Below are 12,049 nucleotides of genomic sequence, written 5' to 3' on the forward strand. Positions count from 1 at the left end.
AATAAACCATTTAGAAAGGCTATCTCATGCATATTCACTATAACACAAATCAAACAACTTTACCACTAGAAATCTGTTCTTTCTTGCCACAAGACCATCTCGTTTTTACGATTGAAAAAGTGGTGAATTCATTGGATGATAGTCACTTCCACGCCTTCTATCATGCCTTTGGTCGCCCGTCTTATCACCCTAAAATGCTTGTATCTACTCTTCTATTCGCCTATTCACAAGGGATTTTCTCTGGTCGAAAAATTGAAAAAATGATGATTGAAAATCTAGCTATGCAGTATCTAACAGGACAGTTAGTTGTCAGCTATCGCACCATCAATCGTTTTCGTGTCGCTGAAGGGATGGAAGAACTCATTCGTGATTTTTTTATTGATCTCAATCTTCGTTTAAAAATGGAAGAGTTAGTAACCCTAGATTGCTTGTTTATTGATGGAACTAAGATTGAAGCCAATGCCAACAAATATAGTTTCGTGTGGAAAAAGGCAACCGACAAGTTTTCAGCCAAACTTCAAGAACAGATACAGATCTATTTTCAAGAAGAAATCACTCCCTTTATCCATCAGGCCATTAAGCTGGATGAAGAAGAGCCTATCTCCTCAGAGCAGTTGCTTGCATTCGCTCAATTCCTTGAAGAAGAATTGAGAAAACTGAACCAATACATTGAGGAGACACCCGTTAAAGGGAAGGATGAACGTAAAACCCAGCGTCGTAAACTCAAGAAAGTCCTGCGTAAAGTCAAGGAGGATTTTTCAGTACGTGCTGAAAAATATGAGAAGTATCAAGAGACATTTGAAGGTCGCAACAGCTTTTCAAAAACAGATACAGACGCCACTTTTATGTGAATGAAAGAAGATCATATGAAGAATGTTCAACTCAAGGCTAGTTATAATCTTCAAATCACTACTGAAAATCAATTTGTGCTTCACTATGATGTCTTCTCAAATCCGACAGACACCAAGACTCTTTTACCTTTACTTGAAACCTATCCGCATGACTTGAAGACAGTTGTCGCAGATGCTGGATATGGAAGTGAAGAGAACCTCCTTCGTTTAGATGAAAAGGGGGTAAACCATCTGATTAAATATGCCATGTTTGACAAGGAACAGAAGAGAGGGTATACACAGTCGGCTAAAAACTTAGCGAATTGGCACTATAATGACAAGGAGGATAGCTACACGCATCTTGATGGCTAGTGCTATCGTTTTCACCATACCAAACATCAGAAAACACAGACGGACTTTCAACAGGAAATCAAGGTTTACTACGCTTATGAATCCGAATCAGCTCCTCAAAAGGGACTGTATATTAACGAACGCTATCAGCACTTAAAAACTAAAGAATGTCAGGCGCTTTTATCTCCCGAATGTAGGCAGATTTTCGCTCAACGCAAGATTGATGTGGAACCTGTTTTTGGTCAGATAAAGGCTTGTTTGGGTTACAAGAGATGTAATCTGAGAGGCCAGCGTCAAGTGAAAATTGATATGGGATTCATACTCATGGCCAATAAACTCTTAAAATACAATAAGAGAACTACTCAAAATTAAAAAGCTAGAGTTCCACAATTGGAACCTCTAGCTTTTTTGTGGCTGAGAACTATTTTGTCTCAGACTCTTCTCTATATTCTATTGTATCAATTTCCTTATTCCGATTTCAGTTGTGACAAGTTTAATCATATATATTTCCATTCTCCGGTTAAAATTCTATCTTCTATTGGGCTAACTGTTATTAAAAATATAAGCCCTTTTCCACACTTTCCTGAATCAAGTCTTCCGTCAGTTTCCATAATTCTTCTGATTCACTTTTTATGAACTTTTTCTTTTCTATTACCATGTCTGCACTGATATTATCAGGATTATAATTGAATTCTGACACTTCCAAGTGATTAATCAGTGGTACCAAGGCGTCAATCACTCTTGCATATCTTGCTTCAGCACTCTGCCCTTTTTCAAATTCCAACCACGAATTTTTCATTTGTAAATATTTTTCTTCTGGAAGGAGGCTCATTGTTTTTTCTATAGATGCTAGTTCTCTATCATGAGAATGATGCTTTTTTTCATCATCAAAAACCCAAGTATCTCCGGCATAAATCTCACCTAAATCATGAATCAATAACATAGGAATCACTTTTTCCATATTCAATTTTTTAGGATAATAATCTTGAAGAACCATTGCAGCTATGGCACCCTGCCAGGAATGCTCGGCACTATTTTCAAATCTGCCATCAAGAGTTCTATTAAATCTTGTCACTGACTTTAATTTCTCTATTTCTTTAATAAAATCAACAGAATGTTTCAAATTACTCATTGCTATTCCTACTTTATTCTAAATTACAAATATAATAGCAAAAATTAATCTTTACATCATTAATTTCCCGTATTTGCAAAAAAATAACGCCTAATCCACATGAGATTAGACGCTGATAAAATGACTATTTTAAACTTATTTACGGGTTTAGAATTAAACTTTCAGCCATTCATCAATTCAAGGTTCTCTTATCCATATTTGGCAAAGAGAGTCGGAATTTAATGATGCAGAGTCGAATCACAAAACCAACAATAGAAACAATGATAAAGACAGTGATTCTTGGAAAGTGAAGGACAAAGGCCAACCAATAATAAATAACTCCAATTACGAAAGATAGAAGGGCATAAATATCTTCTTTTAGAACACTTGGTACTTCATTGATCAGGAGGTCTCGGATAATACCTCCACCAGCACCCGTTAAACAGGCTAAAAGACCTGCAGACATCAAATTTAGCTTACTATCCACTAGGGCTGTCGCTCCAATCAAGGAAAAGATAATCAGCCCAATGGAGTCAAAGATGAGATAGGCTTCTCTCAGCCACTTATAGAACTTTTTTTCATGACTAGCATTGGCTTGTTTTGAAGTTACAAAGACATACATGATAACCGCTACAAGGATAGAGACATAAATCGGGCTGGGATCAGCAAGAGAGGAAGGAAAACGACTGATAATAGAATCTCTCAAAATCCCTCCGCCTACTGCCGTTACAATTGCCAATAAACTAATTCCAAAAATATCTAATCGTTTACCAAATCCTTTGATGGCTCCTGAAGCCGCGAAGGCTATAGTCCCAATATAATTACAGATCATTAGGAATAGGTCAAAATCCATGTAAGCTCCTCAATTTATTTTTGTAACCTTTCCGACTTCTTGAAGGTTATTCAAAATACTTTAGCTTGAAATGTTATATTGAAAACAAACTAAGCATCCATATTTTCTAAATCTTTTAGTTTAACAGAGACAATCTTAGAAACACCAGATTCTTGCATGGTTACCCCATAAATAGAGTCTGCTGCTGCCATGGTTCCCTTACGGTGGGTAACAACGATAAACTGGCTATCCTTGTCAAATCGGTTAAGATAATCCCCAAAGCGTTTAACGTTAGCTTCATCGAGTGCAGCCTCTACTTCATCCAAAATAACAAATGGAATGGTCTTGACCCGAATGATTGAGAAAAGCAAAGCAAGAGCTGACAAGGCCTTCTCTCCACCACTCATGAGATTGAGTGATTGGATTTTCTTGCCCGGTGGTTGCACAGAGATTTCGACACCTGCTGTCAATAAATCACCTTCTGTCAGAATTAGGTCTGCTTGGCCACCACCAAACATCTGCTTGAAGGTCACCTTAAAGGACTCACGAATAGCTTCGAATGTTGACTTAAAGCGTTCTTTCACTTCATCATTCATCTCTGTAATGGTTTCAAGAAGAAGATTTTTGGCAGAAAGAATGTCATCACGTTGACTATTTAAGAATTCCAAGCGTTCGTGAACTTCGTCAAACTGTTCAATGGCATCCAAATTGACTGGACCAAGTGAACGAATAGATTTTTCTAAATCCTTGACCTCTTGTTCAGCGACAGCCAAATCTTCTAACGGATTGGCTTGTTCTAAAGCTTCCGTATAACTAATCTGGTATTCTTCAGTCAGTTGACCTTGAAGATAGCGAAGGCGGTCCGTAATCTTCTCTTTGCTTGCTTCTGCACGTGTTTGCTTACGAATCCATTCTTCATTTTGCTGGCGAGCTTGTTCTAAATGACTAGCAATATCATCCAATTGACCTTCAATATCATCCAGTTCAAACTGCTTACGAATGAGCCCTTGTTGAATTTCTTCCTTCTGACTCTTGGCTTCTGCTTCCTGCTTGGCCAAAAGTTCTGTATCAACTTTTTCAAGATTGTCTACCTTTTCTTGGAGAAGACGTTCGATTTCATCTTGCTCGATATTGAGGTTCTCAAGTTCTTTGTTAATCCGTTCAATATCTGCAACTTCGTAACGTTTTTGTCCTATCATTTCTGTTTTGAGCAGACGTTCTTGAGAAAGTTTATCCTGCAAGTTTTGGTAACGTTCCTGGATAGCATTTTTATTGGACTTGATTTCTTCAATTTCTGATTCAAGCTTTTGCTTTTCAGTTGCAATGATCGAAAGACGTTCTTGGCATTTTTCTTTTTCAGCTTGCCAATCTCCACCTCTTAGATTGTTTAATTCTTTTTCCTGAAGTTCTAGAAGTGTTTCGAGTTCTTCAACTTGCTGGCAAGTTTGTTGATAAGCAAGATATAAGCCCTGCTCCTCTATACGAGCTTGCTCTCCTTGAGACTTAATGGTCTCCAAAGTTTGAGCGAGAGCAGTCAAGTTTTCTTGAAGTGATTTCAGTTTTTCTTCTTCCTGACTAAGGAGCTTTTCTTCTTGAGCAATTTCTTTTTGTAACTGCTCCAATTCAGGCTTGATGAAAATGCTGTTATTTTGACGATTGGCACCACCAGCATAAGAACCACCTGTTCGCAATTCTGTACCATCGAGGGTTACCATCCGAACTTGATAACGCACCTTACGAGCTGCATCACGCGCATGCTCCACTGTATCAAAGATAACTGTCGTAGCTAGCAAGTTTTTAAATATTGCTTCATGTTTGGCATCAAAGGTAACCAGTTCATCTGCCATACCAAGAAAACCTGGACTTGAGGCAATCACATCTTGATTCTGCCCAGAAATGCTACGTGCCTTAATCGTTGTCAAAGGTAGAAAGGTAGCGCGACCAGCTCGGTTTCTTTTAAGAAAATCGATGGCCTTTGTTGCTGCCTGTTCATCTTCAACGATGATATGTTGGCTACTTGCACCAAGAGCAATTTCAAGTGCTGTCTGATAACGAACATCAAAGGTTAAATGTTCACTAACAGCTCCAACAATACCTCCTAGGCGATTTTTCTCTTGTAAAACACTCTTAACACCTGCATAGAAATTACTATGGTTTTTAAGAATGTTTTCCAAACTTTGCGCCTTGGCCTGCTTGTTTTTCAGACTATCCAATCGGTCAAAGAGTTGATTTTGCTGGCTTTGATAAGCCTGCTTTTGTTCTTCTTCCTGTTCAGCATTCGTCTGATAGTCAGCAAGCAAGGTCTGTACTTTTTCTTTTGCTGATTTTAGATCAGCCTCTTGTTCACTTGCCTTAGACTTGGCAGAAGTTAATTGTTCCTTCAAGGACTCCAATTGTTCTTCTTGCTTTTGAGTCTGTTGGCGACTATTTTCAAGGTCATTTTCAATTCGTGTCAGCTGGTTAGACACATCAGCTTCTTCTTGCAGAAAGGCAACGAAGCGTTCACGCAATTGCTCAATCATTTGATCTGGATCATCAGAAAAAGCTAATAACTCAGCTTCTAAACGATTGAGTTCCTTCGTATTGACCGCTAAATTTTCTTCTAACTGACTGAGATTTGCTTCTTTTTCTTCCTTCTCCTGAATGAGAGCATTTCTCTTTTCATCCAAACTAGCCAAACGGGTCTGCGCTTCTTGTTGATTGAGGGCAACTTGCTCAGTTTCTAGTTTAGATAAAGCTAACTTACGTTCTAAATCACTGATTAAACTAGTTAAATCCATCAAGCTTGACTGATCTTTTGCCATCTCAGCCTGCAAATCATGCCGTTTCTTCTTGAGAGTTTGATTTTCTTCTTCTAAGTCTTGACGTTTTTGATAATAACCGGTTAAAAGTTCTTGGACTTGGTTTAATTCTTCTTCTGTTAGATCCAATTCAGCCTTATTGGCTTGAATTTGTGCAACCAGAACATCCAAGTAGATCGCTTTACGTTGGCTATCTAGTTCAATAAATTTACGAGCTGTTGTTGCTTGTTTTTCCAAGGGCTTAATTTGATTGTCCAGCTCATAGATGATGTCTTCTAAACGGTCTAGATTGTCCTGAGTTTGTTGGAGCTTGCTTTCTGTCTCTTTTCGACGGGTTTTATACTTCAAAACTCCCGCCGCTTCTTCAAATATAGCGCGACGTTCTTCAGGTTTAGAATTGAAGATTTCTTCGACCTTCCCTTGGGAAATGATGGAGAAAGAATCACGTCCGAGTCCAGTATCTAAGAAAAGGTCATGGATATCACGGAGACGAACTTTTTTCCCGTCTATCTTGTACTCACTATCTCCACTACGATAGATATGACGTTCAACTTTGATTTCCTGGCCTGCATCCTTGATAAAGCAATCTTGGTTATCCAAAGTAACAATAACAGAAGCGTAGTTTAGAGGCTTCCGACTTTCTGTTCCTGCAAATATGACATCAGGCATCTTCCCACCACGCAGACTCTTGACACTAGATTCACCAAGTGCCCAACGGAGGCTTTCAGTGATATTTGATTTCCCAGAGCCATTTGGTCCTACAACCGCCGTCACCCCTTGGTCAAAAAGAACCTTGGTCTTGTCAGCAAAGGACTTAAACCCTTGGATCTCAATTTCCTTTAAATACATGAATCCAGCCCTTTCTCAACTGCATTTTTAGCGGCTTCCTGCTCGGCCAATTTTTTAGAGCGTCCTTTACCTGAACCTAGACTTTGCCCCTCAACAAGGACTTCAACCTCAAACATCTTATCATGGGCTGGCCCAATCTCTGAAATCACCTGATAACGAATATCAACATCTCCATTAACTTGGAGCAATTCTTGCAGGTGAGTCTTATAATCCTTGATCATCTCAAAATCGCCAGCTTCAACCTTTGGAATCATGACTTGGTAGATAAAGGTTTTTACAGTCTTTATATCCTTGTCTAAAAGCAGAGCGCCCAAAAAGGCTTCAAAGGCGTCGCCCAAGATCGTGTCTCGATTACGGCCACCAGACTTTTCCTCCCCTTTACCAAGCTTGATAAACTGGTCAAACTGACAATCACGGGCAAAACCAGCCAAACTCTCCTCACGGACAATCATAGCACGAAGTTTTGACAAGTCCCCTTCTGGTTTTTTAGGGTATTTTTTAAACAGATATTCTGAAATCAATAATTGTAGAACAGCGTCTCCTAAAAATTCCAAGCGTTCGTTGTGTGAAATTTTTAAGAGGCGGTGCTCATTGGCATAACTGGTATGGGTAAAAGCTGTTTCAAGTAAGCTTTTATCTGCAAAAACAAGATCAAAACGGTCTTGTAACACTGATTCTAATTCTTTCATGACTACCTCTTTCTAAATCATTATAATCCTATCCATTATATCAAAAAAAGGCTTCATAGTCAGAAAAGAACAGTGAAAAGCTTATTTTCTAACTTCTAGCTAAAATCAGCCCCCAGCTAGCGGTTTGGGCTTTTTTTTGGTATAATAAATCTTATGGAAATTGAAAAAACCAATCGAATGAATGCTCTGTTTGAATTTTATGCAGCTCTTTTAACTGATAAGCAGATGAACTATATCGAACTCTACTATGCAGACGACTATAGTTTAGCTGAAATCGCTGAAGAATTCGGCGTTAGTCGCCAGGCTGTTTATGACAATATCAAACGTACAGAAAAGATACTGGAAGATTATGAAATGAAGCTCCATATGTACTCTGACTACATTGTTCGCAGTCAGATTTTTGATCAGATTTTGGAGCGTTATCCAGAGGATACTTTTCTGCAAGAGCAAATTGAGATTTTGACCAGTATTGATAATAGGGAGTAATCATGGAAAATCTTGTCGTCTATAAAGGAATACCCTGTAAATTATTAACTGCAGAGGAACCATTTCCTAGTCGACTACAGATTATCTCGCCCAATGATATCTCCAAAGCTATGCAAATAGGTTTTAGCTGTTGGGGATATCCAAATGAAATCATGAAATAAGTCACACCCGAAGAACTAGAGAGTTTGCAACATTTCGGACGATTTCCACTGAATTGAAAAAATAGGAGAAAAATATGGCATTTGAAAATTTAACAGAACGTTTGCAGAACGTCTTTAAAAACCTACGTAAAAAAGGAAAAATCACAGAGAGTGATATCCAAGAAGCAACCAAGGAAATTCGTCTGGCTCTTTTAGAGGCTGACGTTGCTCTTCCTGTGGTAAAGGATTTTATCAAAAAGGTTCGTGAACGTGCCATCGGGCATGAGGTTATTGACACCCTTAATCCAGCCCAACAAATCATCAAGATTGTTAATGAAGAATTAACAGAAATTCTTGGTTCAGACACAGCTGAGATTATCAAGTCACCAAAAATCCCAACCATTATCATGATGGTCGGTTTGCAGGGGGCTGGTAAAACAACTTTTGCAGGCAAACTTGCTAACAAACTTAAAAAGGAAGAGGATGCTCGTCCTTTGATGATTGCAGCCGATATCTATCGTCCTGCTGCTATTGACCAGTTGAAAACACTTGGACAACAGATTGATGTTCCCGTATTTGCTCTTGGTACTGAAGTTCCTGCAGTTGAGATTGTTCGCCAAGGTTTGGAGCAAGCAAAAGCCAACCATAACGACTATGTTTTGATCGATACGGCAGGTCGTTTGCAAATTGACGAACTTCTCATGAATGAGCTCCGTGATGTTAAAGCACTTGCTCAACCAAATGAGATTCTCTTGGTCATCGATGCCATGATTGGTCAGGAAGCTGCAAACGTTGCGCGTGAATTCAACGCTCAATTAGAAGTCACTGGTGTTATCCTTACAAAGATTGATGGGGATACTCGTGGTGGTGCAGCCCTTTCTGTTCGTCACATCACTGGAAAACCAATCAAGTTCACTGGTACTGGTGAAAAAATTACAGACATCGAAACCTTCCACCCAGACCGTATGGCTAGCCGTATTCTCGGTATGGGGGATATGCTGACTCTGATTGAGAAAGCTTCCCAAGAATACGACGAGCAAAAAGCCATTGAAATGGCTGAGAAGATGCGAGAAAACACCTTTGATTTCAACGATTTCATCGATCAGTTGGATCAGGTGCAAAATATGGGACCAATGGAAGATTTGCTCAAGATGATTCCAGGTATGGCCAACAATCCTGCCCTTCAAAATATGAAGGTGGATGAAAAACAAATTGCTCGCAAACGTGCCATCGTCTCTTCTATGACTCCAGAAGAACGTGAAAATCCAGACTTACTTACTCCAAGTCGCCGTCGCCGTATCGCTGCTGGTTCTGGTAATACCTTTATCGAAGTCAACAAGTTCATCAAGGACTTCAACCAAGCTAAACAACTCATGCAAGGTGTTATGTCTGGGGATATGAACAAGATGATGAAACAGATGGGCATCAACCCTAATAACCTTCCAAAAAATATGCCTGGTGGTATGGATATGTCTGCCCTTGAAGGTATGATGGGACAAGGTGGTATGCCTGACTTGTCAGCTCTTGGAGGAGCAGGAATGCCTGATATGAGCCAGATGTTCGGTGGAGGTCTCAAGGGCAAAATCGGTGAATTTGCTATGAAGCAATCCATGAAACGCATGGCCAATAAAATGAAAAAAGCTAAGAAAAAACGTAAATAAAAGGGACTCGCTTGAGTCCTTTTTTAGTTATTTCGAAGTTTTTCCAAAGTCTCTTTAAAGATATCTGGGATATCAGCAGTAAATTCCATAGTTTCCCCTGTTCTTGGATGGGTAAATCCAAGAGTCTTGGCATGAAGAAATTGCCCATGTCCTTTCAAGGTTTTACGAGGGCCATATACCTCATCACCAGCGACTGGATGACCGATGTAAGCCATGTGTACACGGATTTGGTGAGTTCTTCCAGTTTCCAGTTGCAATTCCAGCAATGTATAATCACCGAAACGTTCCAAGACTTGGAAACGTGTCACTGCTGGTTTCCCTTTTGCAGTCACAGCTTGCTTCTTACGGTCTTTTTCGCTACGACCAATCGGTGCCTCAATGACTCCACGGTCGTTGGGAAGATTCCCATGAACGATGGCCCAATATTTACGAAGAGACTTTTTGTCCTTCAATTCTTGAGCTAGTGCTAAATGGGCATCATCGTTTTTAGCAATCATCAAGAGTCCAGATGTATCTTTATCAATACGATGGACAATCCCTGGACGCAAGACACCATTGATGCCCGATAGGTCCTTGATGTGGTACATAAGGGCGTTAACCAAGGTACCACTGGTATGACCAGCGCTTGGATGAACGACCATCCCTTGAGGTTTATTGACTACTGCTACATCCTCATCTTGATAAATGATTTCTAGAGGAATATCTTCAGCTACATACTCCAAAACCTCTGGTTCTGGCACCTGATAAGTAACGACATCGCCCTCTTGGACCGTATACTTGGCTTTTTTGACCTGACCATTGACCAAGACTTGGCCTGATTTGATTTGTTCATTGGCAAGACTACGAGACAATTCTGTCAAATCCGACAAAGCCTTGTCTAAGCGTAGTCCGCCTCTTTCAATTTTAATTTCCATTCATTTCCTCTTTTAGCATTGCAAGCAATAAAACAAGCACTCCTACTGTCAGATAACTATCAGCCACATTAAATATAGCAAAATTAACAAAGTCTAAGTGAAACATATCCACCACAAAGCCTTGACTAACGCGATCGATAAAGTTCCCTAGACCACCTGCAATAATCAAAACCAATCCAAGAACTGTCCAGAAGGAATCCTCTATATGCTTATGCAGATACCAGATAGCCCCTGCCATAACTACAAGAGTTATTACTGCAAAAAACCACTGCTGATCTTGGAGCATTGAAAAGGCTGCCCCCCTATTTTGCAGATAGGTTAAACTGACTAGATTTGGGATCCATGATTTAATTTCACCAAGAGCAATATTCTGAACGACGTAAGCCTTTACCACTTGGTCTAATACAATCAAGGCTGCTATAATCCCTGCAATAATTCCTCTTTTTTTCATGCTTTCCTCTTCTGATCAAAATACTCTTGCATAACCTCTACAAATAAAGTCCCTGCCTGGCTCAAGTCTACTTCTTCACGTTTCACATAAACCATGCGATTATTGAGATTATCATTTAATGGAATAACGGTAATCCCGTTCACACTGTCGCTATCTAAGAATCCAGAACCAGTCGCATAAGCATTTGTTCTTTCAAGGATTCCATTTAAGGTAGCACGGTCAGTTACGTTAAACATTTGAGAGCTAGCACTTGTATCTACAAAGTTCTCTGAGTAATAAAGATACTCATCCTTTTCTTGAGTGAATCGAACTGTTGGTAAATCAGCCAAATCCTCCATAACCAACTCTTTTTTTTTGGCTAAAGGATGCCCTTCACGCAGATAGATATGGGTTTGGAAAGGAATCAACTCAATCACTTCAAGTCCTAACTTTTCAACCCGTTGCATGATTCCCTTTTGGTTTTGATTGTTGAGATAAATAATCCCAATCTCACTATGTCCTTGAGCTACTTCATCCAAAATCTGAACAGTTGTTGATTCAAAAATACGGAAATTCTTATAGTCAGGATATTGTTGCGAAAAAGCTGTAATGGTTGGTGGCAAGAAATCATAGTGCTGGCTGGCTATTGAAAACTCATCTTTCTCCTCTTCAGGATTGGCATACTGATTTTGGAAAACATCAAATCCTTTAACCAACTCTTGTGCCTTTTCATAAAATTCCATCCCACGACGTGTAAGAAAAGTTCCTGAACTGGTTCTGCGGAAAATCTTAAAGCCAAGCTCTTTTTCCAAGTCTCTTACAGAAATAGATAGACTCGGCTGGCTAACGTACATTTTCTCAGCCGCTTCACGAAAAGTACCACTATTAGCAATAGCTACAACGTAGCGTAATTGTTGAATATTCATGATTTCTCCTTCGATTTCTATCTTATCAT

9 protein-coding genes and 2 pseudogenes are annotated in these 12,049 nt (G+C 39.5%); 4 read left to right on the forward strand and 7 right to left on the reverse strand.

Annotated features, from left to right (window positions below; genetic code table 11):
* Nucleotides 1-26 precede the first annotated feature (26 nt).
* Nucleotides 27-1,553: pseudogene (locus ADH90_RS11250) on the forward strand (IS1182 family transposase).
* Between the two features lie 181 nt (nt 1,554-1,734).
* Here the strand turns inward: ADH90_RS11250 and ADH90_RS08410 are convergent.
* The 4 genes from ADH90_RS08410 to rnc all read right to left on the reverse strand — a co-directional run bounded on the left by ADH90_RS08410 (nt 1,735) and on the right by rnc (nt 7,463).
* Nucleotides 1,735-2,313 carry an HD domain-containing protein gene (locus ADH90_RS08410; protein WP_049530870.1) on the reverse strand — a complete coding sequence of 193 codons (579 nt, stop codon included), beginning with the start codon at nt 2,311-2,313 and terminating at the stop codon, nt 1,735-1,737.
* Between the two features lie 172 nt (nt 2,314-2,485).
* On the reverse strand, nt 2,486-3,145 hold the full coding sequence (locus ADH90_RS08415) for a trimeric intracellular cation channel family protein (RefSeq protein WP_049530871.1): 660 nt from the start codon (nt 3,143-3,145) through the stop codon (nt 2,486-2,488).
* An 89-nt stretch (nt 3,146-3,234) separates the two neighbouring features.
* Nucleotides 3,235-6,774 (reverse strand): chromosome segregation protein SMC, encoded by a 3,540-nt coding sequence (gene smc / locus ADH90_RS08420; RefSeq protein WP_049530872.1) that lies wholly within the window; start codon nt 6,772-6,774, stop codon nt 3,235-3,237.
* On the reverse strand, nt 6,765-7,463 hold the full coding sequence (gene rnc, locus ADH90_RS08425; RefSeq protein WP_049530873.1) for a ribonuclease III: 699 nt from the start codon (nt 7,461-7,463) through the stop codon (nt 6,765-6,767). Before rnc ends, smc begins: the two co-directional genes overlap by 10 nt.
* A gap of 153 nt (nt 7,464-7,616) precedes the next feature.
* On the opposite strand from rnc, the gene ADH90_RS08430 reads away from it, so the two are divergent.
* The 3 genes and pseudogenes from ADH90_RS08430 (at nt 7,617) to ffh (ending at nt 9,750) form a co-directional block, all read left to right on the forward strand.
* Nucleotides 7,617-7,949 (forward strand): putative DNA-binding protein, encoded by a 333-nt coding sequence (locus ADH90_RS08430; RefSeq protein WP_000402065.1) that lies wholly within the window; start codon nt 7,617-7,619, stop codon nt 7,947-7,949.
* Nucleotides 7,950-7,951: 2 nt separating this feature from the next.
* A pseudogene (locus tag ADH90_RS11660) lies at nt 7,952-8,107 on the forward strand (2-oxoglutarate:acceptor oxidoreductase); the annotation flags it as partial.
* Between the two features lie 77 nt (nt 8,108-8,184).
* Nucleotides 8,185-9,750 carry a signal recognition particle protein gene (gene ffh, locus ADH90_RS08440; protein ID WP_045763336.1) on the forward strand — a complete coding sequence of 522 codons (1,566 nt, stop codon included), beginning with the start codon at nt 8,185-8,187 and terminating at the stop codon, nt 9,748-9,750.
* Nucleotides 9,751-9,773: 23 nt separating this feature from the next.
* Here ffh and ADH90_RS08445 read toward each other — a convergent pair whose 3' ends face one another.
* From ADH90_RS08445 to ADH90_RS08455, 3 genes are read right to left on the reverse strand one after another with little or no spacing between them, the layout of a single operon-like run.
* Entirely contained in the window at nt 9,774-10,664 is an 891-nt protein-coding gene (locus tag ADH90_RS08445) for an RluA family pseudouridine synthase (RefSeq protein ID WP_049503197.1), read from the reverse strand.
* A complete protein-coding gene (lspA, locus tag ADH90_RS08450) occupies nt 10,654-11,115 on the reverse strand; it encodes a signal peptidase II (protein WP_049530875.1) in 462 nt (153 codons plus the stop codon). The genes ADH90_RS08445 and lspA overlap by 11 nt, the downstream gene beginning before the upstream one ends.
* Entirely contained in the window at nt 11,112-12,020 is a 909-nt protein-coding gene (locus ADH90_RS08455) for a LysR family transcriptional regulator (RefSeq protein ID WP_049526940.1), read from the reverse strand. Before ADH90_RS08455 ends, lspA begins: the two co-directional genes overlap by 4 nt.
* Nucleotides 12,021-12,049: the final 29 nt, after the last annotated feature.

The sequence above is a fragment of the Streptococcus pseudopneumoniae genome, assembly GCF_001073085.1.
In the GTDB taxonomy this organism is placed as follows: Bacteria; Bacillota; Bacilli; order Lactobacillales; family Streptococcaceae; genus Streptococcus; species Streptococcus pseudopneumoniae_M.

Bases quoted from the DNA above. Each gene is read 5' to 3' on its own strand.
- ADH90_RS08410 (WP_049530870.1), bottom strand. From the start codon at position 2,313: ATGAGTAATTTGAAACATTCTGTTGATTTTATTAAAGAAATAGAGAAA.
- ADH90_RS08415 (WP_049530871.1), bottom strand. From the start codon at position 3,145: ATGGATTTTGACCTATTCCTAATGATCTGTAATTATATTGGGACTATA.
- smc (WP_049530872.1), bottom strand. From the start codon at position 6,774: ATGTATTTAAAGGAAATTGAGATCCAAGGGTTTAAGTCCTTTGCTGAC.
- rnc (WP_049530873.1), bottom strand. From the start codon at position 7,463: ATGAAAGAATTAGAATCAGTGTTACAAGACCGTTTTGATCTTGTTTTT.
- ADH90_RS08430 (WP_000402065.1), top strand. From the start codon at position 7,617: ATGGAAATTGAAAAAACCAATCGAATGAATGCTCTGTTTGAATTTTAT.
- ffh (WP_045763336.1), top strand. From the start codon at position 8,185: ATGGCATTTGAAAATTTAACAGAACGTTTGCAGAACGTCTTTAAAAAC.
- ADH90_RS08445 (WP_049503197.1), bottom strand. From the start codon at position 10,664: ATGGAAATTAAAATTGAAAGAGGCGGACTACGCTTAGACAAGGCTTTG.
- lspA (WP_049530875.1), bottom strand. From the start codon at position 11,115: ATGAAAAAAAGAGGAATTATTGCAGGGATTATAGCAGCCTTGATTGTA.
- ADH90_RS08455 (WP_049526940.1), bottom strand. From the start codon at position 12,020: ATGAATATTCAACAATTACGCTACGTTGTAGCTATTGCTAATAGTGGT.